Here is a 22,701-nt window from a genome sequence, read left to right as displayed (position 1 = left end):
GTCATGGCAGAACGTTTTTATGTGGAAGTTGCTGGTCACCGAACAGATTTTTCGGCAACGGCTCTTGAAGCAAGTGCACCAATGTTGCTACGATTACAAGTCAAAGACGGTGCCTATTTGGATGAAATTCGCAATGTTCTTACCACCGATGATGCGATTCTTGTTTGGAAGGGGACAACCTTTGGTAAGGGCCAACTTGGTTTCACATATGGACCGGATTGGTTACCAGGGGCGGTTTCCTCAATTGATATCTATGATTGCAAAAAGGGTTAAAACAGCACTGGCTTAATAATCAACTCGTGATGTAGGATGGGTTTGTAAAATCCTCAATTTTCCGTGATGAATTTCGGAGAATTGGGGATTTTTGAGTGACATTATGTTCAGCAGATCAGTCAGATTATTCATAATTTTATAAAAAATAATTTACTTTTACTTATAAATAAGATAAACTGTCGATTAATATAACACGGCATTAACTTTTTAACTTTTATCAGTGATGGCTAAGGAGGCTTCGCCAGATGACTAGATCAAAGATCATTAACTGTGATTTTCGACAAGGATATGCAACACGAACAGTGAGCAACCATTCGCAAGTCGTTCGCGTCATAAAACCAACAGTATCTAAGCTGTCCGAGCGCCAACTGTCATGTTTACAACGATACCACCAGGCCACGATCATTCCCCGCGGCTAGCTGGCGTATATCGGCGGACCCTTGTATAATTGAAGTTACACTTTGTCGCGGGTAACGGATCAATTAAGGGGTTAACATGAACGCCACAGCACAAACAATTTTAAAAGAAAAATTCGGGTACGATGAGTTTCGTCCGGGACAAGCTGCCATTATTGATAAGGTGTTAACGCATCAAAATGTCTTGGCGGTGATGCCGACCGGGGGTGGCAAGTCGTTATGCTACCAAATTCCGGCGTTGTTATTGCCTGGGCTAACGATCGTTGTATCGCCATTGATTTCTTTGATGAAGGATCAAGTGGATGCATTAGCGGAAAATGGTATTCCCGCGACTTTTATCAATAGTACGTTATCTTATGGCGAAATTGAGGCTCGTTTGCAACAAGCGGCAATGGGACAAGTCAAGTTAGTGTATCTTGCACCAGAACGGTTAGATGATGAGCGGTTCTTAGCCGAGTTGAGTGATCTCAATATTTCACAATTGGCGATTGATGAGGCACACTGTATTTCGCAATGGGGCCATGATTTTCGGCCTAGCTACTTGAATCTCATGCAGACTGTACGACAATTTCCTTCGAATCCGGTGGTGATTGCCCTGACTGCGACGGCCACGAAAAAAGTGGCACAAGATGTCATGACGCGACTTAACATCAATCCCGCAAACGAGGTAACGACTGGATTTGCGCGAGACAATCTCTCATTTCAAGTTGTCAAAAACCAAAATAAAGAAGCTTTTTTATTAGCGTATTTAAAGGCGAACCCCAATGCGGCTGGCATTATCTATGCTAGTACGCGCAAGGAAGTTGCCCGTTTGGCTCAGTTGCTGGTTCATAAAGGCATTAAAGCCGGCATGTATCATGCGGGGATGAGCGAGGCTGAGCGTAATCAAAATCAAGAGGCCTTTCTTTATGATCGCCTACAAGTCATGGTCGCAACGAACGCATTTGGTATGGGTATTGATAAGAGTAATGTTCGGTTTGTAATTCATTATCAAGTTCCAGGCAATTTAGAAGCCTATTACCAAGAAGCCGGACGGGCAGGCCGTGATGGACTACCTAGTGAAGCAATCCTACTGTATCAACCAGCCGACTTACAGATTCAGCATTTCTTTATTGATCAGTCGGAGATGGCGCCTGAATTTAAAACCCGCGAATACCTTAAATTACAAGAAATGGCTAAGTACGCGAATACAGAAGGTTGTTTGCAACGCTATATTCTGGGCTATTTTGGTGAACAGGCGGTGGACTGTGGCCACTGTGGCAATTGCTTGGATGGCCGGGATCAAATCGATGTCACACTCGATGCCCAAAAAGTTCTGTCATGTGTTTTGCGAATGCGGGAACGGTATGGTAAATCGTTAATTGCGCAGGTTCTGACCGGGTCGCGAGTCAAACGGATTCAAACGGAACATTTTGACCAATTATCAACTTATGGTTTGATGAAAGAACGACCGCAAAAAGAGGTTGCCAATTTGATTGACTTTCTGACGAGTGGTGGCTATTTGCAACAGGTTGGTGGTGAATACCCGACACTGCATGTCAGTGAACTGGGGGCTAGTGTCTTAAAGGGCAAGGCAAAAGTCTTGCGACGTGGCGCGGTTAAAGCGAAACGGACGGTTTCAGTGGATAACGATTTGTTCGAGTCCTTACGTCAATTACGATTGAATTTTGCTGAACAGCAGCACGTACCGCCATACGTTATTTTTTCAGATAAAACCTTGCAAGCCTTTTGTGAAGAATTGCCAAATAGTAATTTAGCGATGCTGTCTATTAAAGGCGTTGGTCAAAATAAACTGGAGAAATACGGTGACGCATTCCTCAACGTGATCCAAGAATATCGAGCGGAAAATGCTAGCACGTCTGGTGTGAACTAATCCTTTACCATTGTTGTCGCACAACTAAATTAGTTTTAATCATCAGTAAAAACGCCACTGTTGTCCAAAATCGGGCAACAGTGGCGTTTGTGTGTCAAACTTTATTTAATTTTCCGAGGTTGAGGAAACGGAGTCGTTTAGTGATTGACGGCGCCGAAGTAGGTGAATTGCTAAGCCAATCAATGCGCCAATTGTTGCTGGCACGAGCCAGCCCATACCAAATTGTGCCAAAGGGAAGTGAGCTTGCTGAAAGGCCGTCATCGCTTTACCAAATGCGCTTTGGCTAACAACCGGCGGAAAAGCGGTGATCATGTCGAAAAAGGCTGGTACAACCGTGAAAGCCACGACAAATCCGTAAACCACGGCATCTCGATGAAACAAGGGCGACGTGATCGATAGGAGGATTAACACCATTGATAATGGGTATAAGAACATTAAAAAGGGTGTGGACCAAGAAATAATCAGATTCAATCCGACATTAGCCGTTAAGAATGAGGCAAGTGTCGTCACCTTCAGCCAAGTTAGATAACTAATTGCGGGAAAGTGTTTGTGGAAGTCTTGGGCGAAAGCGGCTACTAAGCCGATAGCCGTGGTTAAACAAGTGATCGTGATTAAAGCAGCTAAAATTCCTTGACCAGCGATGCCAAGATAATGATTAACCAGCTGATCAAAAGTTACGCCACCGTTGGCCGCGACCTTGAACTGACCCAATGACATCGCTCCGATCACAATCAGCAGTAAATAAATAACCGCTTCAAAGGACATCGAGAATAGGCCGGCCCGCGCGGTGACAACAGCAATGTCATTGGGTTTACGTTTACCAAGCGAACGAATCGCGGCAACCACGGTTACACCAAAGGCTAAGCCAGCTAACGCATCCATCGTGTTGTAACCTTGGAGAAAGCCGTTGAAAAATGCATCGTGAACATAGGCGGTGGTAACGGCTTGTTTGGTAGGTTGACCCAGTGGTTTCAAAAATGCGAGCAAGAAAATAAGGCTTAATAATACCAGGAAGACGGGGTTGAGCAATTTGCCTAAATTCGCGACAATCTTGTTCTGTTCAATCGAAAAGAAATAAGCTAAGCCAAAAAATGCGGCGGAAAAAAGCAACAGACCTAATGTTTGAAAATGTGTTGGGACTAACGGGGCAATTCCCACCGTGTAGGAAACGGTGGCCGTCCGCGGCGTGCCAAAGAATGGGCCAATGGTGCCGTGGATGAGCACCATAAAAGTTAGGGCAAACCAAGCTCCTAAGGGTCGACCAATATCGTAAACACCTTCTGCGCGGGTCATACTGATCGCCAGTACAGAAAGTAACGGCAAGAGAACAGCGGTTACTAAAAAGCCGGCAGTTGCGCTCAGCCAGTGTGCACCTGCAAGTTGGCCTAAGTGCAATGGAAAAATCAAATTGCCGGCACCAAAGAATAAGGCAAATAACATTGAACTGACCATCGCATATTCGCGACGGGTGAGTTTGTGATCGGTTAAATCCATAAGTAAAACCCCTTTCCGATAATGGCAAGTAATGAGAAACAAAAAAACGTCCTTGATCAAACGAGTTCGTTTGATCAAGGACGTTTACGCGTGGTACCACCTTTATTTACAGACTCCTCACGAAGCCTGCCTCTTCAGGTACGTGGCAGTTAACCAGATACCCTAGCTCTGTAATGGGAGCTCCCACTGATCACTCCGATCGTGATCAGCGCTCAAAGATGATCTTCGCTTTTGTGGTTTTGACGTCCTTTCACCTAATGACGCTCGCTTAGCTAAACCAACAAAAGGTACTGTTCTTATCAACGCGTTTTTGTTTCATTAATTTTTAATGTGCTTATTATGCTTTCATCATCTTTTAATGTCAAGCTCATTTTTAAAAAATTTTGATCAACGTGACTCCAACCATCATGATCATTAGACCAATCACTTTCAAAGGCACAATCGGACTGCGCTTAGCACCTAGTAAACCAAATTGGTCGACGAGCAGCCCCCCGACAATCTGGCCTAACAAGACAACAACCACGGTCAGACCAGTCCCGATGATGGGCACCAGATAGACGTTACCTAGGACGAAAAGTGCCCCGATAAAACCGCCAAACCAGACCCACCATGGTTCCCGTGTCAAAGCACCAACCGGTAGACGAAGTGAGTGATTCTGCCAAAGGACAACCGCTAGTAACAGTATGGTACCGACAATAAAGCTGACATATGCACCCTGGATCGGCGAATTTAATAATTGGCCGAGGTGACCATTGATGGCCGTTTGGCACGCGGCGAATGTACCGAATAAAATCCCTAATAATTGCCATAGCCAGCGGGTTGGTTCACTGCGACGGGCGTCTGCTTCAGCCGCCCCTTGATAGGTCGTTTTGCGGGCCCGTTCAGGCAAGACAACCGCGAACACAATGCCAATGATCATTAACAGGGTGCCCAAGGCTCGTAACCAAGTCAAGGCATGATGACCACTGCCAAACAAAGCTAAGTCATCAATCACCAAACCGGCAAAAATTTCGCCGACCATGGGCATTAAGACCGTTTGAATGCCCCCTAGTTTAGGAAATAGAAGGATGTTACCGGTTAAGTAAATAACACCTAATACACCTCCCAACCAGATCCACCACGGATGGCTACCGAAAAAGTTACCGGCAATCAGGAAGGTGTGTCCCGTGAACAACAACATGCCGGTCAGCAGAATCGTGCCCATTAGAAAAGAGACCAATGATGCAAAATATGGTGATTTTAAAACGCCTTGTAATCGGGAATTGACCGCGGTTTCAATGGGCAGGGCAATTCCGATGATGATGGCTAATGAAATGGCTAACATAAATTTTCCCCCGTTACAGTAAACTCATTCAATGGTAACACGTCATTTGATGGGGATGTAAGCAGGAAACGCGATTATGCGTGATGCTGAACGTAAGTTGTCAGTTGAATTTGAGCCGTGAATTGACCGAACTCGAAAAAGCACCGATCTTCTAAAATTTTGTAGAAGATCGGTGCTTTACATTGGCCGTTAATATTGATTCACACTGGCCAGCAATTAGTCGTTAAAATTACCACTTTCAACGTCCTTGATAAACTTCGCTAAGTGATCGAAGTAGACGGGCGCATTGTCAATCATGTGGTGGTGGCCCCCATTAGGTGTGGTTTCCAGCCGAGCATGAGGAATCAATGTCTGCATCGTCTTGGCTGTTTCAACAGGCATCGTTTCATGTTCACCAAAGGTTAATAAGGTTGGTACGGTGATGTTGTGGAGCTGATCACGGAAATGCCAGTCCTTTAACTTACCAGTCACGACGAATTCGTTATCACCTTGGAAAGCATTGTAGACCGGAGTCGCCATCGTCGAAATTAAGTGAGCAATGGCCGGTGGCTGTTTACGATCAACGTAGCCTCGATTTAAGACATCTACGTCATCTTGATAACGTTTGTTGTCATAATCATTAGTCGCTTCACATTGCTTCATGTAAGCGACTTCTTCAGCAGGCAATGCTTGTTCGCGAACTTGATTAATATGCGTGACATATTCATCGATTTCGTCCACCATCGATGAAATAATTGCGCCTTTAAGGTGGTCACCATATTTTACGGCGTATTCTTGAACCAACAACCCGCCCCAACTCTGTCCGATGAGATAGAAGTTATCGATCCCAAGCTTCTGCCGAACTTCTTCAACTTCATCGAGGAAGTATTCGTAAGTCAAATATTTATCGGCAGTGGCTTGGTCGGAATAATCAGGTTGATCCGAGTAAAACGAACCAAGTTGATCGTACATGTGGACACTGACATTTAAACCTTGTTTGCCTAATTCTTCGGCAAAATTTTCCCAGTATTCGTGGTTGCCACCAGGACCACCGTGCAAACATAAAAGATGAATGTCGCCAGTGCCCTGGGTGTTTGTCCACAAATGATACCCATTATCGAGGGTCATAATCGTGGTGCCTTGTTTCATTAGGGTAGCCTCCTGATTTCAAACCATCATGGTGATTGAAGTAACATAAGACCATGTCGGTTTGTTTTAAAGATAAAACGGTTGCACCGTTGCTATTAGTGTAGCACGTTTAACTTTTGCTGCACGTGACAAAAGGCAGGATAATTTGTGCAAACTAAGGTCAAGTCCGCTAAAATAGTAGTAATAGCATGAGTTGAGAAAGGGTGACGAACATGAATGTTTGGGAGAATTATCGAGCTAGTTGGCAACAGATATTTAACTATCATGGTAAGACCCGTCGCCGGGATTTTTGGGCGGCGATTATTGGGATGGCGCTCGTGACGCTCGTGGTGAGCCTACTGCTGAGTCCGGCACTGACGATGAGTGGCGGCATAGCGGTGAGCGTACGCCTTATTTTAGATCTCTTTTTTATCGCCCAGTTTCTTCAATATCTGAGTCTTTCAGTGCGCCGGCTCCACAGTTTACGGCTGCCAGGTGAGTATCAGTGGTTAATGCTGTTACCAGGGTTACATATGATTGTGTTGCATGCCTTGCCAGAAGCTGAACAAGATCACCGGGCACCGTGGTATCACATGATTGATGCTGACAATCAGCCGACTTCACTAGTTGTGGACCATCGCGGCTACGTTCACGGTATCTTGGGAAATGCGTTCGGTTACACTTGGCGCAACTTTTTTAATTTTCGTGAGACGACTTCGCGCGGAAACTACTTATGGGCGCGCGTGGCTTGGGGCATTTTCGGCACGATTTATGGGATTCTTTTGGCAATTGGCCTGTTTATCAGCGCAGTCTTGATGTTCGGGCGGAGATTAAGTGAGGCTGCGCTACTCGGGGGAACATCCAATTGGCAGGGAGTGGCCGGACCACTAGTTCTATTGGCGATGTTGGGCATTGCATTGAGTTTGCCAGTTTGGTTGCCCAAGTTAGCCTTGATGGCTCGACGATTGCATGATCAACAATTGAGCGCTGGTTGGGTGTTCTTGGCGTTAGCCGGTCGGATCGGCCAACTGATTTTGTTGTTATTAACGCTATTGCCGGCCAGTCTAAATCAGACCAAATATCCAGCAGCTGACGGTGGTGCCATTGATGATGGTGCTCTTGATGATCGTAGCAACGAACAAAAGTCAGCGGCGGTCACACCGCCAGTCGAAATTTTTTATCCCACCAGTATGGTGACAAGTGAAGCAAGCCAGAGCGCGGTTGGATCTGGCTCTGGTGGATCAGAACAGTCGCTAGCTCCAGATGCAACATCAGCAAGTGAGTCACACCATGATGATCAAGCGTAAACGAGCTAGGTATGCCCAATTATTAGTTCTTCTATTGGCGGTATTATTGGTTGGCTGCGGGTCGTCAAAGAAAACACCACGCTCGGCTAATCGTCAACCAACCGCGGTGACCAATTTGAAGCTGTCGGTTGGGCATTCAATCGATGCCTTGCCATTATATGTAGCGGCGCAGCAAGGTTATTTTACTGCTCGTCATTTAAAGGTCACATTAACAGTTCAGCCCAACGCCAGTGAACGGGTCACTGCGCTTCAAAACCACCAGCTTGATGGGACCATCGTTGGTATTCCTGAGCTAATGTCGGCTAATTCAGGTAAGGCCGCTGGGAAAATCGTGAGTTTAACCACGAATTACGTGACGATCATGACGACTAATGCCAATGTCACATCGCTGGCCGATTTAAATGGCGGTCAAGTGGGAGTGGTCGCATCGTCAACGGCCGCGTATGCTACCACACAGTTATTAGCTCAGGCTGGACTAACAGATACTGTCACGATTCAAAACTATGCGAATGAAGCTGAGCTATTGACTGCTTTAAATAGTGGAGCTGTGACAACGATTAGTTTGCCGGATCCAGCGGCGAGTCAGTTACGACGCAATGGTGCTCGTTCGATTGCTCAGACTAAAGTTGGTCAAGCTAATACCGCATTGGTGGTAAATCAAGCAACCCTAGCTCAATCTTCGGCAGCCGTACGCCAGTTCATACGCGCCTATAATCAAGCCGTTCGTTGGTTGAATAGTCACCCTAATAGTCTTGATTATCAGACGATTCTGACACAAAAACTTGGATATCCTGCGGCACAGATATCGGCGTTAGCGTTACCGCGATTTCAAACGGCTAGTGTTGTCTCCACCAAAACGATCGACGAAGTGCATGATTGGTTAACACAGACTCAACCGGATCTGAACTTAGCACCAAGCGCAACTTATCGAAGTTCATTATTGACACCGAAAAAATAAAAATGAGGCGATTTAGACATGATTAACGTGTTAAACTTCGTCACGACCTTTGCCGTGGCAGTATATGGGATTTGGATTATTGTAGCCGCTCAGTTAAAGAAGTCTCGGCCAGCCCAACAATTTCAATTGTGGTTGTTACTGGGCGGAATTTTAATCTTATGCCAGGTGCTGTTTACCAAAGAACGTTTGCTGGGTGTTTTACTGTTACTGAGTGGCTGTATTGTCGTTTCGGTCGTGGCGTATTTAATTGACCGGCAAAACCATGCCCAAATTAATTGGCGGGTACATAGTTTGCGCGCATTAGGTGAACTGGTGCTAGTTGTGTGGGCCTGGTTTGTTGGTTGAGCGTTTTAATTAAGGTCTAGCCTTGGATCAAATTAGCTGCAATGCTGGATGCCATGTTCAGGATCACCACACATTCGTCGATTTCATAATAACGATTAAATTTGCTCCTTTAGATTAGAATCATTATAATAAAAGGTGAATGATTGAACTGTAGAGGAGGTCCAACCATGCATAATTATCGAAGATTGTGGAGTGTTTTAGTCGCGAGTGCTGTGGCCCTAGTTTTAGCGTTTGTCTTTTCTCAACCGATATTAGCTCAGTGGCTGATTACGATCACTGGGTCGTTGCTCGCTTTGTTAATGTTGTGGGATATGATTCAGACCTTAAAAGACGGTCAATTTGGCATCGATTTATTAGCTATTACTGCGGTGGTGGCGACATTGGCAGTGGGTGAATATTGGGCGGCCATGATTGTGTTAATGATGTTAACCGGTGGTGATGCATTAGAAGATTATGCCGCCCACAAAGCTAAACGAGAATTGAAAACATTGTTAGATCAAACACCGACCAACGCCCATCGAAAGACTGAAAATGGTTTGGCAGAGGTCAACGTTGATGATGTTAAAATCAATGATGTGTTGGTTGTCAAACCCAGTGAACAGGTTCCAGTCGACGGTCAGGTGCTCAGTGGAGAAAGTCTGGTCAATGAAGCTAGTCTGACGGGTGAGTCAACCCCGATTGAAAAGAGCGCTGGCGCAGAATTAATGTCCGGAACGATTAATGGGGATACAGCTTTGACAATGCGTGTCACTAAAGTGGCCGCGGATAGTCAATATCAGGGAATTGTTCACTTAGTTCGTGAATCTGAGGCAAGACCCGCACGATTTGTTCGTATGGCAGATCGTTATGCGGTGCCCTTTACTTTAGTGGCCTATGTGATCGCTGGGCTCGCTTGGTGGTGGTCTGGCGATCCAGTTCGTTTTGCACAGGTTTTGGTCGTTGCTTCGCCGTGTCCGCTGATTTTGGCGGCACCGATTGCGTTAGTTTCAGGAATGAGTCGAACTAGTCGTCACGGAATTATTGTGAAATCTGGTACAACATTAGAGAAGCTAGCCAAAGCCAAGACGTTCGCGTTTGACAAGACGGGTACGATTACGAGTGGCTGTTTGAGCGTTAAGCAGGTAGAAGCGTGTGCGCCATGGACTGCCGAACAAGTCCTACAACTGGCCGCTTCTGCTGAACAGCAATCGACGCATATTTTAGCGCGTTCATTGACCGCTGCTGTGACAACGTTGCTGCCTGTGAAAGATGTTAGTGAGGTGACAGCGTTCGGTGTTGCCGCAGTGGTAGATGGACATCAAGTGAAAGCAGGAAAAGCAGCTTTTGCTGGCGCGTTAACAAGGGTGGACAGTACAGCGATCTATGTCAATATTGACGGAAAATATGCGGGGGTCATTAGTTTAGCCGATCATATTCGCCCGGAAGCAACGACAACGATGAGTATGCTGCACCACTTGGGCGCAAAGCGATTGATGATGATTTCGGGAGATCAGCAGGCAATTGCAAATCAGATTGCTCAAGAAGTTGGCATCGATCACGTGGATGCTGAGAAATTGCCTGCTGAAAAAATTGCCGTGTTGGCTAAATTAACACCCGCGCAGCGACCAGTTGTGATGATTGGTGACGGCGTTAACGACGCGCCATCGTTAGCTATGGCTGATGTCGGAATTGCGATGGGCGCCCATGGGGCAACGGCTGCCAGTGAATCTGCCGATGCGGTTGTTTTAAAAGATGATTTAAGTAAAGTTGCAGCAGTAACACTGATTGCACAGGATACAATGGTCATCGCACGTCAAGCGGTGCTTATTGGAATTGCGATCTGTACGGTCCTGATGGTAATTGCTAGCTTTGGCGTCATTCCGGCAATTTTCGGGGCATTGTGTCAAGAACTGGTCGATACAGTTACAATATTGTATGCCCTCCGTGCTCGTACTGGGCGTCGTGATGTGCAGACCCTGGACACGAATGTGAAACAATCAGGTGAGACAGTTAAGTCTGATCTCCCACAGCTAAACGTTGCGAAATGATGACGTTACAGTTAATCCAATGCGTATATTGATGTAAAAACAGCCGCCAATTCATGATGAATTTGGTGGCTGTTTTTTAGTTAAGTCAGACAATGACTTTATTTAAAGGGGATGTCGATAAAACTTTGATCTAAGACGATTGAATAGCGTAGGTCTTGATTGCCACGAACGGTCATGCCAAAGTCGGTCGCATAGACCACGAGACCGAGCTGGTGACCGGCGGCCAGGTGATAGAAGGTTGGTTGTAATTGAATATCAACATCGTAGAACTGATTAGGTTTTAGATCGTCATTTTGCCAAGGATGTTGGCGATTTTGTAGATTGATGTGCCCTTTAGTGATCATTTTGAAGGGCGTGGTGGAATTGGCTAGCGTGAATTCACGCAGGGCGTCCTCACGCCAATGATAACCTAAATCCAGACCATGGGCGTTTAGAGTCGTTGGCGAGATATTGAGCCGCTTTGATTGACCGTAGTCGACGAGTTGAAAACTCAAAAGACCTAATGACTGGTTGACAGCTACTGAGACGTGGACTGCAACATTACCGTCGATGGTACGGTCCTCGGCAAACTGGCTGGTCTTCATTAACAGGCGGGCATCGGCTAAATTGTTCTTACTGTCCGTTAGTAAATCTTGTTGCCACTGATCGTTATGGTCACGGTATTGATTAAAGATAGCCTCGGGTAATTGATCATTAAATGACTGGGCACTGTGGGCGGCCGGAGCATCCACCAAGGCGTCATTAGCAAAGAAGTAACGTTGCTTGGGTAAGCTTGGTTCCGCCCAATCTTGATAAGGTGTCCACGTCTCTGGCGTCAGATTATCTTGAATTAAAACGTCAGGTAAGACAGTCGTGGCGCCATTATCAAGACCGTATAATTCATGACTCAACCATAGATTCATCATATCTGTGTAGTCTAATGATCGAAATGCATTGATGTAGATGTGTTGGCCCTGATGGAGAATGATCTTTTTAGTGATCGGCAAGTCCCGAAGCCCCGACCATAGACGCTCAACATTACGGGGTTTGACGTTCCAATCGTTGAGACCGTGTACCATAATGATGTCGGCTTTGATCTGGCGGAGGTTCTTTCGATAGTTACGTTCATCCCAAAAACGATTGTAATTGCCGCTTTCCCGATCCATGCCGGCCTGTAAAGCCGCTAGCTCGGCATCAAAGATCGGTTTGATTCGTTGGTAATCAGCTGGTGCCGACATCCGACTGAAGGTTTCAACAGCTAAGACGTCCGCATCTTCACCTGGAAAGCCACCAGGTGCCACCACTAAACCATTTTCGCGATAATAGTCATACCACGATGAAATCGCGGCTTCGGAAATAATCGTCTTTAGACCATCAACGCCGGTCGTTGCAGCCGCGGTTGCCAAAGTACCTAAATAAGAACGACCTGTCATCGCGATACTGCCATTGCACCACCAAGCTGTGATAGCCACTTGATCCGTGCGATTTGTAAAGGCTTTTCGCGATCCATTAAGCCACTCAATGATCGCCACTGTGGCCTGTGTCTGCTCAACAGACCCACAAGTTTGCACGCCATCGGAATCTAAGGTTCCGATACCAGCTGCGTAAACCGCTGCAAAGCCGCGGGCTAAGAAGTAGTCATTTAAAGTATAACTGGCTTCACGCCCAAACGTTTCCTCGGCGATGGTCGTTTCCGCATTGACGCCACGTGGCTGAGGCAGCGCATCGGCCTGATCGGGTTGATAAGCAATCTCCTCATAACGCGTTTGATTCGGCGTTTTAGCCGTTAAAGCCACGTTGACATTGTGGGTTATGGCCTCACCGGCTTCGTCATTAGTGCCTTGGTTATATGGACTGGCGGTATACAAGGCTGGAATTTTTAAACCGGCATTGTTTTCTACTGGTCGGATGATCTCCGTTTTTAGTAAGTCGAGTTGACCATCATGATCGGAGTCAACGCTACTTTCAACATAGACAACTTCACGAATGAGGGTGCTGGTGTCAAAAACTGGTTGTGCTTTGCCGTTAAAGAATAGTGGCTTTTGGGCAGCCGGTAATGAATAAAAATTAGTAAAGTAGCCGTTGACCGCTAAGTGATCTAAGAAGGTTTGTCCTGTCTTAGTATGCGTGGTTAAAAGGAGGTACCAAGCAGCTAGGACGTCTGTTTTCGTCCAAGTGACTTGTTTGCTTTCATGAACGGGTAATTGAATCGATCGCATCGCCACTAAGGGATCGGTGAGATCAAAATCAACGTCAACTAAAAAACCTAACAGTTGCAAGGCCACGCGGTAAAAGACCGTCGCCGTGACCGGTTTTTCTTGATCAAGCCAACTGCTAAGAGCTAGCGTCGGTGTTGCTAAGTAGTTAGCGAGTTTTTCGTCAAAGCTGGCACCAGTCTTGACGGATAAAAAAGCCTTTCGCAACAGTAAACGATAGGTAAACACACCGTTTGCTGCTTTAGCGACTGGTTCATCGTAAAAACGAATTCGTTGTAATTCATCGATTGCCGTTTCTAGGTCAACATCTAAACGAGCAAACTGGTTATTTTTCATCGAAAGACTCCTTCACCGCATCATTTTTATCGTTCATTATACCGCTTTCTTTGGCCGTGCATAGGGCGCACCCCAAGCGGGCATCGACTCAGGCCCATGGTGTTCTAGCCGAATGCCCATGAAGTTTGGCTTGGCCGACTCTGAATAACACTGTCAAAGTTTAATCTATCACTAGTCTAAGCTACTAACCCACTAAAAGTTGCTGCCATCAAGTTCGACTTTTTAATTGACAGCAACACTTATTTTCAGTAAGTTTATTCTAGAGCTAAAAGCGAGGAGCGTTTGCGATGAAAACAAGTCTGTCGATTCAATTGAAAGTCTGTCAATCGTCCCAATTAGGGGCTTGTTTTGATTTGGCGTTTTTGACAGTCGATACTTGTAGGCGGTAGTAAACGCAGAATTGTGGCAAGTCCGACCAAGTGATTCACTGGTTGGACTTTTTTTCTTGCCATGCGCTAAATCGATTGATGATCGTTATTTTTGGAGGGGTAAAAAGTGCAAAGAAGAAAATTGATACAAGTTGTTGGCTTAATCACGACCGCACTAGTCGCAACGGTGACATTAGCGGCGTGTGGTCAACAAAAGACCACGAAATCAAAGAATGATTTTCGGGTGGGAACCGTCGATGCATTGGCCACATTGAATAGTAGTCGATACTCAGATATTAGTTCAGGAGAAGCCATTCAAAACGCGATTGAAGGGTTGTACCGCATTGATGCTCATGGCAAGCCAACCTTAGCCGGCGCTAAGTCGCTGAGTGTTTCCAGTGATCAACGGGTGTATACGTTCAAGCTTCGTGAAAACAAGTGGAGTAACGGCGACCCAGTCACTGCCGCCAACTATGTTTACGCTTGGCGAAAATTGGCTGATCCGACGACAGGTTCACCTAATGCTCAAAATATTGATCCAATTCAAAATGGGCAAGCGGTTCGTTTAGGCAAAAAGCCCCTAAATGAACTTGGCGTGAAGGCCTTGGATAAACATACTTTGCAGGTGACGTTAGCCAATCCAGTGACCTACTTTAAAGAATTGTTGACGACTGCGCCTTATGCACCACAAGACGAGGCGTACGTAAAAAAACAAGGGAAGAATTATGGGACCTCTTCTCGTCATGCCATCTATAATGGCCCGTTCAAAGTGACCGGTTGGACGGGAACTAACGATAAATGGACATTTGTTAAAAATAATCAGTACTGGGATGCCAAGGCCATCAAAATTGACAAGATTTCGATGATGACCATCAAGTCTGAGAATACGGCCGCTAATTTGTATCAATCGGGCAAGCTCGACTTCATCGATCTTGATAATGAGTACGTGAAGCAATATAAGGGTCGCAGTGGGTACCATGTGCGTAAGATTCCGGCGATTGGCTATTTGAATTTCAATACGAAGCGGCCAGCCACGGCCAATGTGCATATCCGGCGCGCCCTCGCAACCGGGTTTAATAAAACACAACTGACGAAGAATGTGCTTCAAGATGGTTCGACACCGTTGGATGGTATTGTACCGGCCAATTTTGTCACTAATGCTGCAGGCAAGGATTTCCGGGCCTACAGCGGGAGTTTAACCCCTTATGATCCAGCCTATGCGCGTAAAGAATTCAAGGAAGGCTTGAAAGAGCTGGGACAGAAGAATTTGACGTTGGAATTCTTGTCAGCCGACACGCCAGAAGCAAAGGCGGTCGCTGAATTTATGCAGAGTTCCTACCAAAAGACATTGCCAGATTTGAAGATCTCCGTGCGTGAAGTTCCGTTAAAACAACGGTTGAACTTTGGGCATAATTACCAATTTGACATTATCTATGGGATTTGGAGCCCTGACTATCAGGATCCTTACCAATTCATTACCGATGGTGGCGCTTATCACCTGAATACAGATTACAAAAATCCAACGTTCTTGAAGGACGTCGCGGAGGCGAACTCAACTTATGCGACTAATCCAACGAAGCGTTGGGAGGTCTTGAAGGATGCGGAACATGAAATCGTTAAAAACGACGCTTTCACCGCGCCAGTGTTCCAAGGCGCCTATGCCTATATGCAACGGCCCGATGTTAAAGGATTAGTCATTGATCCCAATGGCACGGCCTTATATTTCCGGGATGTTTACATGAAGTAAGGATTAAATTTGATGAGTGACCTGCTGAGTCAAGCTCGGTGGGTCACTTTTTGAATGACTACAGTCCATGAGTTCACACAATCTTCATTTTTAGGATGATGATTGTGAGAATTCAACGTTCAGTTTTCTCAATTAGATGAGGTAAAAATTAGTAAATGTTTTGACCCAAACCTGTTTAAGCTAGATGAGAATGCTAGTCATTTAAGCTGGTTTCGGTTACTATGGAACTTGATGAAAACCGCGTACGTACGCAGATTTAAGGATGATGGAGGACTTGCGCATTGGCAGCAACCATTATTGAATTTAAGGACATTGTGAAACGTTACGGAGATACAGAAGTTCTTAAAGGAATTAATTTTGAAATTGAACAAGGGAAGTTTTACACCCTCTTAGGCCCCTCTGGATGCGGCAAAACGACCATTTTACGAATCATCGCCGGTTTTACCGACGCAACCAGCGGTGAAGTGGACTTTGACGGTACACGGATTAATGAGGTGCCTGCCAATAAACGGAAAGTTAATACCGTCTTTCAAGATTATGCTTTATTTCCGCATCTCAACGTCTTTGATAATGTCGCCTTTCCACTTAGCTTACGTAAAGTACCCAAAGCTCAAATCAGGACGCGGGTGTTGGATGCATTGAAAATGGTTCAGCTCTCCGGTTATGAGGATCGAGAAATTAACGAAATTTCTGGTGGGCAACAACAGCGGGTGGCGATTGCGCGGGCTATTGTAAATGAACCAGATGTGTTGTTGCTTGATGAACCACTGTCAGCTTTGGACATGAAATTGCGTAAAGAAATGCAATATGAATTGCGCGCCCTTCAGCAACGGTTGGGGATCACGTTTATTTTTGTGACGCATGATCAAGAAGAAGCCCTGGCCATGAGTGATGAAATATTTGTCATGAACGCCGGCCAAATTTTGCAAACAGGGACACCGGTGGATATTTATGACGAACCGATCAATCACTTTGTGGCCGACTTTATTGGTGAAAGTAACATTGTTCGTGGGCACATGGTTCGCGACTATCGGGTTAGCTTTGCCGATGCCGAATTTGACTGTGTTGATGCGGGGATGCGTCCCGATGAACCCGTCGAGGTCGTGATCCGGCCAGAAGATTTGGATATTACGACCGTTGATCAAGGAAAATTGACAATTACTGTGGCTACACAATTATTCCGTGGTGTCTTTTTCGAAATTACGGGTCAAGATGCCACCGGCAATACTTGGCGGGTGCAGTCCATTCATCAAACAGAGATTGGCGCGCAAGTTGGCCTGTATTTTGATCCAGAGGATATTCATGTCATGCGCTTTAATGAGTCTGAAGCAGACTTCGATGCGCGGCTGGAAACTTATGAAGGGGAGGAATCTGATCGGTGAGACAGAACAAAGCCTTTTATTACATTCCTTATGGCTTGTGGATTGGTCTGTTTGTCATTGCGCCGGTCGTATTGATTGTTTACCAATCTTTTTTTAACATCAGTGGGCACGCGACGTTAAGCAATTATGCAGATTATTTCCATTCAGGGGTCTATCTAAGGATGACCTTTAACTCGGTGTGGTATGCTTTTTTGATCACTGTGATCACACTGGCAATTAGTTATCCGACCGCCTATTTATTGAATCAATTGAAGCATAAACAGCTATGGTTATTACTCATTATTTTGCCGACGTGGATTAACTTGTTGCTCAAGACGTATGCCTTCATCGGGTTGTTGTCGCGCAGTGGCTCAGTCGATGATTTTTTGACCCTCGTGGGGATTGGACCTAAGCAACTCCTATTCACAGATGCAAGCTTCTTATTTGTTGCGACGTATATTGAAATTCCATTCATGATTTTACCGATTTACAATGCCATCGCCCAGCTTAGTCCTTCTTATGTCAATGCAAGTCGTGATCTGGGTGCTAGTGGTTGGCAAACCTTTAGTCGCGTGATCTTTCCACTCACCTTAGATGGGGTTAAAGCGGGCGTTCAATCGGTCTTTATTCCGTCACTTTCCCTCTTCATGATTACTCGGCTGATCGGTGGAAACCGCGTGATTACGCTTGGAACGGCGATTGAACAACATTTTCTCGTCACCCAAAATTGGGGGATGGGTTCAACCATCGGGGTGATTCTGATTGTCGCGATGGTCATCACGATGTTGGTGACGGGTGAACGAAAACCAAGGGGGAGGTCCCGTCATGCAAAATAAATTGGGTGGTTGGTCCAAACTTTATCTGGTCGTCGTCTTTGTCATTTTGTATGCGCCGATTCTATTTCTGGTGGTCTACTCCTTTAGCCAAGGCAATACGATGAGTAATTATCATGGCTTTACGTTTGCACATTACCAGACCTTGTTTCATGATCCACGTTTACTACAGATTGTTTTGGATACGTTGATTGTGGCCTTGCTGTCATCATTATGTGCGACGATCGTTGGAACTGCGGGAGCACTGGGTATTTATGAGACTCGACACCGTTCAGTTCGCCAAACGGTTTTATCCCTCAATAATATTTTGATGGTCTCACCAGACGTGATTATTGGGGCTAGCTTCTTAATCTTTTTCACGATGCTAGGTCTCCAATTAGGCTTCTTTTCCGTTTTACTTAGTCACATCGCCTTTTCTATTCCCATCGTTGTCTTATTGGTTTTGCCGAAACTAAATGAAATGAATGCATCAATGATTGATGCGGCGGCTGATTTGGGTGCCAATAGCTGGCAAACGCTAACGCGCGTCATCCTACCGGCAATTATGCCAGGGATATTCTCAGGATTCTTCATGGCAATCACGTATTCACTGGATGATTTTGCGGTCACATTTTTCGTCACCGGGAATGGCTTTTCCACGTTATCCGTGGAAATCTATTCGCGGGCCCGGCAAGGCGTTGATTTGGAAATTAATGCGTTGTCAGCTTTATGGTTCTTAGTTTCATTAGTGCTCATCGCTGGCTACTATTTCTTGGATCGTTATAATCAAGGTCGCAAAGCTAAGAACCGCCAAGAAGTGGAGGCGGTGATCAAATGAAACGATTAGTTAGCTTAGTGATTCTAATTTTGGCAATTAGTCTGGGCCTAGGGTTAACTGCCCGCCATTTACAGAAGGTCGAAGGTGTCACTGGCGCGGGGAATAATGTGCTCAATTTATACAATTGGGGCGATTACATTGATCCGGCTTTGATTACTAAATTTGAACGAGAAACAGGCTATCACGTCTCTTATCAAACGTTTGACAGCAATGAATCCATGTTTACGAAAATTAAGCAGGGGGGCACTAGCTATGATCTGACAGTGCCTAGCGAATATATGGTGCAACGGATGAAGGCTGATCATCTGCTTAAACGCCTGGACCCCAAACGCATCAAGGGGATGAACAACATTGCACCACAATTTAAGAACTTAGCCTTTGATCCGCATAATCAGTACTCGGTTCCTTATTTCTGGGGTACATTAGGGATTGTCTATAATGATAAATACGTTAAACCCGGTGAAATTACGACCTGGAATGATTTGTGGCGACCGCAATATAAAGATAGTGTCATGCTTGTCGATTCTTCACGGGATATTTTGGGGATGGCATTGATTGCCCAGGGACATTCCGTCAATACGCATAACCAAGCCGAGTTAAACGCTGCCGAAGCTAAGCTGAATTTATTAACGCCCAATGTTAAAGCAGTGTTGGATGATGAGATTATGATGTATATGGAACAAAATGAAGCGCCGTTAGCGGTGACATACTCAGGCAATGCCGCGGAAATGATTAGTAATAATAAACATCTTCATTATGTGATTCCGACTGAAGGGACCAATTTGTGGATTGATAATTTAGTGATTCCAAAAACGGCCAAACATTTGCAGGCCGCGTATGCTTTTATCAATTTCATGAACCGTCCGGAGAACGCCAAGCAGAATGCTTTATACGTTGGTTATTCGACAGCTAATCAAGCTGCCGAACGATTACTGCCAGCCTCAATTAGAAATGATCAACAATTTTATCCGAGCGCACAGGTCCTAAAAAAGACCCAGGTTTATCAAGACTTGGGTGTTCGAGAGACTGGTGTGTACAATGATTTGTTCCTTCAATTCAAGATGTTTAGAAAATAAGCATCATAATCGTAATTGTATCAGCCACTTGAGAAAACGCTGGCAGTTAAAAAACGATGAACCCTTGATCCGTTTTGGACAGGGGTTCATCGTTTTTGTCGAGCTACACAAGCCTGATTCCTGCGCCTAGCCCAGCCTGATCAATTGGCAAAGATCGCCAACTGCTCAGGCTCAGCTAGTGCTCGAAATCACCCGGCTTGTTTCACCTTGAGGTCTTGATCAAGGATTTGGTACGTTGGCTAAGGTCCAATAGATGGTTGCGTCATAGGGGCCCGGTGTAACCAAACTCGTGGGTTGAAGGGTTAATTTACTGGGACTGAGGTCGGCATCGGCGGTTAGATTCGGCTTAGTATTTGATTTAATGAGTGTTGTCGTTTGATTATCAACTAATTGACCAACCGTTTGTCCGGTAGTGTCAATCATTGTTAGCGTGGCAAGTCCGCCATGACCACCGAAAATTTGACCAGTCTGAGTATTGGTAAACGGTGACATGGAAGCCGATAAACGCCAACCGGAACTAGCTGGCCGGGGGTCATAGACAAACAGTGCGTTACGATCATTACATCGTAATTGCCGGACTGATTCTTGACATCGACCGTCTTTGAGGCGGTCAGTGTCGTCCCTTTGGCGATGTCACTAATTGACAGTGGTGTTTGATCAGATTTACGAAAGACAAAATTGGGGACGGCATCTAGCGAAAGATCTTGACCTTTGATGATTTCCAAAGTCGCGGAATTCGTCGTTGCTTTTTGACTACCATCGGGCAGCTGAATGTCAGCGTAGTAACGATAGTTGTTTTGCGCATAGGCGGTGTTTTTAATCGTTAAGAGGCCGTTCTTTAATTGATTCGTACCGGTTCCTGCGGATATATTTGGCTGGCTGGTGGCAATTGTATCTTTGCCATCAGGAGTTACTTGATGCCAATCGATGATGGAACTACCAGTTGGAAATCCCTTAACAGAAAAGGTTGCGGTCTGGCTTTCAGGCACCACCGTGTCTTGTAAGGCGCCCACGTACATTTGCTTACTAGCAGAAAGTCCGTTGGCCGTTGTGGCAGTAACCTTGACTGGCCCATACTTTTTGGTATCACTATTGGCAGTCAGTGTCCCCATATTGGCATCAATTGACGCGATACTGGAGTTATCAATGGACCAGGTCACTTTATCAGTGGCATTGCTGGGGGTTAAGATCGCTTGCATATTGATTGAGTTTCCATTTGGTAAGGTATCAGAAGCCGCGTCGACACTGATATTAGTGGCACTAACGGCTTGTGGAGAAATCGTAACCTTAGCCGTTTGCGACCAGAAAGTTTTGCTTGAGAAAATGCCAGTGTAAGTGACGGATGCTTGGTAATAGCGGGTGGTCACTTGCGTTACATGTGCCGAGGTAGTGAAGGTGTCCGGTAGCGAGCTACCCTGATCGACTTGGGTCCATTTGTGATTGTCACCATATTCATACCACGTGAGCTTGCTGAAAAAGGGCGGATCAAAGAAGCCACGGTCGCCATTAACAGTTAGGCTGTAGGATTGGTCAGAAATGGTATTTAAGTCAGCAGGTTGTTGGGAGAAGCCGCCAACTAAATAAACACTAAAGAACTGAAATGGCGGTCCACTTGGGGTGCCATTAGTCGGGTAGGTGCTATCAGCTTGAATCGGCGTCATTGATTTGGTCATCAATACGCAGGTAAAACCAATGAGGAGTGAAAAAATCGTGATCAGAAAGCGTAAACGTTTCAAGTTGATCACCTTCACTTTCTTTGTCGACGTCGCCCGATCCAATAACCGCCAAATAAGAATAATCCGGCCACGATGATACCAAGTGTGATCCACAGCCATAACCAGTTTTGCTTAACCTTGATGTGTTCATTGGCCTGGTTAGCCGCCTGTTTTGTGACCGTGAAATTACGACTGAAGTGCCACGTGTGTCGCCCAGATTTCGCAGTTAGGTCAAGATGATAGTGACCAGGCTGGAGTTTACGTTCGCCGAGGTCGATGGCTGCATTAAAACGACTATTAGGCGCCATTTCGTAATTTTTTAAAGTTGTCGTCGTTTGCATTTGGCCGGTTACCTTGGCATGAATCGTCATTTTACCAAACAAAACTGGCCGCGGATTTTTAAGGGTTGCCAAGATTGTGGCGCGCTGGTTCTTTTGACTGCCTGTGACTGACCCCAATTTCAAATTGGGAGTGACTTTAGACCGGTCAACTTGATGCAGCAGAACGCCAATAATCATAGCGTAACGATTATTGATTTTAAAATTTTGTTTCCCACTCGTTTTAGTGACCGCTGGATCAGTTACGAAAATTCCGCCGAGAATCTGACCAGCAAAGCCGTGGGCCGGAATGTTAGTGGTGAAAGTGACCGGCTTACCTTCGTGCGCATTTAAAGCAACGGTGACGCCACGACTCGTCAGTTTAGTAAAGGACGTATTCGTTTCTGGCCGCTTTTTCGAATTCGGCGTGTAATTGACCAGACCATTGTCACCAGTCCATGCATCCGTTGGTTGAACGCGTAGTTTGCGTGCGTGATCAGTCGTATTAATCACGTTGACGGTAATCTTTTGCGTATCATTTGGTGCGACGGCTAAGTCAAAGTAGCCGGTCGTTGACGAATTTTGGTTGGCCGGAAATTGAGGACTAACCGTGAAACCAGCTCCTGAATCCGGTGTGGCCGCAGCTGCTTCAGTCACAGACACATAACTAAATAGGAGATAGCTTAACATCAGTAAGATTGTGGTTAAATAGAAGTGACGCTTGTTTGTCATAATATCTCTTTCTTAAATAAGCGAGGGTCGTGATAAAAAGTCCGCTCTGTCGCTACCGACAAAACGGACTTCGTAGGGCG

At 45.7% G+C, this 22,701-nt stretch carries 18 protein-coding genes and 1 other annotated feature; of the genes, 11 read left to right on the top strand and 7 right to left on the bottom strand.

Going from position 1 to position 22,701, the window contains the following annotated elements:
* Positions 1-3 precede the first annotated feature (3 nt).
* Positions 4-273, top strand: coding sequence for a hypothetical protein (locus AC27FN_RS04125; RefSeq protein ID WP_487166745.1), 270 nt, complete (start codon positions 4-6; stop codon positions 271-273).
* A 495-nt stretch (positions 274-768) separates the two neighbouring features.
* Positions 769-2,562 carry a DNA helicase RecQ gene (recQ, locus tag AC27FN_RS04120; protein ID WP_487166744.1) on the top strand — a complete coding sequence of 598 codons (1,794 nt, stop codon included), beginning with the start codon at positions 769-771 and terminating at the stop codon, positions 2,560-2,562.
* A gap of 105 nt (positions 2,563-2,667) precedes the next feature.
* Here the strand turns inward: recQ and brnQ are convergent, their stop codons facing one another.
* The 3 genes from brnQ to AC27FN_RS04105 form a co-directional block, all read right to left on the bottom strand.
* The gene (brnQ, locus tag AC27FN_RS04115; protein ID WP_487166743.1) at positions 2,668-4,056 is read right to left on the bottom strand and encodes a branched-chain amino acid transport system II carrier protein; all 1,389 of its coding nucleotides are present in this window, start codon (positions 4,054-4,056) and stop codon (positions 2,668-2,670) included.
* A gap of 73 nt (positions 4,057-4,129) precedes the next feature.
* Positions 4,130-4,368, bottom strand: a binding site (T-box leader).
* A gap of 61 nt (positions 4,369-4,429) precedes the next feature.
* Positions 4,430-5,380: a DMT family transporter gene (locus AC27FN_RS04110; RefSeq protein ID WP_487166742.1), complete on the bottom strand. Its 951-nt coding sequence runs from the start codon at positions 5,378-5,380 to the stop codon at positions 4,430-4,432.
* A gap of 216 nt (positions 5,381-5,596) precedes the next feature.
* Positions 5,597-6,508, bottom strand: a complete 912-nt coding sequence (locus tag AC27FN_RS04105; RefSeq protein ID WP_487166741.1) for a proline-specific peptidase family protein — start codon at positions 6,506-6,508, stop codon at positions 5,597-5,599.
* A gap of 212 nt (positions 6,509-6,720) precedes the next feature.
* On the opposite strand from AC27FN_RS04105, the gene AC27FN_RS04100 reads away from it, so the two are divergent.
* The 4 genes from AC27FN_RS04100 (at position 6,721) to AC27FN_RS04085 (ending at position 11,124) form a co-directional block, all read left to right on the top strand.
* Entirely contained in the window at positions 6,721-7,794 is a 1,074-nt protein-coding gene (locus tag AC27FN_RS04100) for a DUF805 domain-containing protein (RefSeq protein ID WP_487166740.1), read from the top strand.
* Positions 7,778-8,752, top strand: coding sequence for an ABC transporter substrate-binding protein (locus tag AC27FN_RS04095; protein ID WP_487166739.1), 975 nt, complete (start codon positions 7,778-7,780; stop codon positions 8,750-8,752). Before AC27FN_RS04100 ends, AC27FN_RS04095 begins: the two co-directional genes overlap by 17 nt.
* A gap of 18 nt (positions 8,753-8,770) precedes the next feature.
* The gene (locus tag AC27FN_RS04090; protein ID WP_487166738.1) at positions 8,771-9,097 is read left to right on the top strand and encodes a hypothetical protein; all 327 of its coding nucleotides are present in this window, start codon (positions 8,771-8,773) and stop codon (positions 9,095-9,097) included.
* A 167-nt stretch (positions 9,098-9,264) separates the two neighbouring features.
* Positions 9,265-11,124, top strand: a complete 1,860-nt coding sequence (locus AC27FN_RS04085; RefSeq protein WP_487166737.1) for a heavy metal translocating P-type ATPase — start codon at positions 9,265-9,267, stop codon at positions 11,122-11,124.
* A 98-nt stretch (positions 11,125-11,222) separates the two neighbouring features.
* Here the strand turns inward: AC27FN_RS04085 and AC27FN_RS04080 are convergent, their stop codons facing one another.
* Positions 11,223-13,655, bottom strand: a complete 2,433-nt coding sequence (locus tag AC27FN_RS04080) for a Xaa-Pro dipeptidyl-peptidase (RefSeq protein ID WP_487166736.1) — start codon at positions 13,653-13,655, stop codon at positions 11,223-11,225.
* Positions 13,656-14,150: 495 nt separating this feature from the next.
* Between AC27FN_RS04080 and AC27FN_RS04075 the strand changes: the two genes are divergently transcribed.
* From AC27FN_RS04075 to AC27FN_RS04055, 5 genes are all read left to right on the top strand, one after another.
* On the top strand, positions 14,151-15,770 hold the full coding sequence (locus AC27FN_RS04075; RefSeq protein WP_487166735.1) for a peptide ABC transporter substrate-binding protein: 1,620 nt from the start codon (positions 14,151-14,153) through the stop codon (positions 15,768-15,770).
* A gap of 281 nt (positions 15,771-16,051) precedes the next feature.
* On the top strand, positions 16,052-17,152 hold the full coding sequence (locus AC27FN_RS04070; RefSeq protein WP_487166734.1) for an ABC transporter ATP-binding protein: 1,101 nt from the start codon (positions 16,052-16,054) through the stop codon (positions 17,150-17,152).
* Positions 17,149-17,967, top strand: coding sequence for an ABC transporter permease (locus AC27FN_RS04065; protein WP_487166733.1), 819 nt, complete (start codon positions 17,149-17,151; stop codon positions 17,965-17,967). The genes AC27FN_RS04070 and AC27FN_RS04065 overlap by 4 nt, the downstream gene beginning before the upstream one ends.
* Positions 17,957-18,781, top strand: a complete 825-nt coding sequence (locus AC27FN_RS04060; RefSeq protein ID WP_487166732.1) for an ABC transporter permease — start codon at positions 17,957-17,959, stop codon at positions 18,779-18,781. Before AC27FN_RS04065 ends, AC27FN_RS04060 begins: the two co-directional genes overlap by 11 nt.
* The gene (locus AC27FN_RS04055) at positions 18,778-19,857 is read left to right on the top strand and encodes an ABC transporter substrate-binding protein (RefSeq protein ID WP_487166731.1); all 1,080 of its coding nucleotides are present in this window, start codon (positions 18,778-18,780) and stop codon (positions 19,855-19,857) included. The genes AC27FN_RS04060 and AC27FN_RS04055 overlap by 4 nt, the downstream gene beginning before the upstream one ends.
* 219 nt (positions 19,858-20,076) lie before the next feature.
* On the opposite strand, the gene AC27FN_RS04050 is transcribed toward AC27FN_RS04055, so the two are convergent.
* From AC27FN_RS04050 to AC27FN_RS04040, 3 genes are read right to left on the bottom strand one after another with little or no spacing between them, the layout of a single operon-like run.
* Positions 20,077-20,280 (bottom strand): hypothetical protein, encoded by a 204-nt coding sequence (locus AC27FN_RS04050; RefSeq protein WP_487166730.1) that lies wholly within the window; start codon positions 20,278-20,280, stop codon positions 20,077-20,079.
* Between the two features lie 2 nt (positions 20,281-20,282).
* A complete protein-coding gene (locus AC27FN_RS04045) occupies positions 20,283-21,593 on the bottom strand; it encodes an Ig-like domain-containing protein (RefSeq protein WP_487166729.1) in 1,311 nt (436 codons plus the stop codon).
* An 11-nt stretch (positions 21,594-21,604) separates the two neighbouring features.
* Positions 21,605-22,621 carry a WxLIP family cell surface protein gene (locus AC27FN_RS04040; protein WP_487166728.1) on the bottom strand — a complete coding sequence of 339 codons (1,017 nt, stop codon included), beginning with the start codon at positions 22,619-22,621 and terminating at the stop codon, positions 21,605-21,607.
* Between the last annotated feature and the right edge of the window lie 80 nt (positions 22,622-22,701).

The sequence above is a fragment of the Furfurilactobacillus sp. W61-4 genome, assembly GCF_057545565.1.
This window is presented reverse-complemented; position numbering and strand designations above follow the sequence as displayed.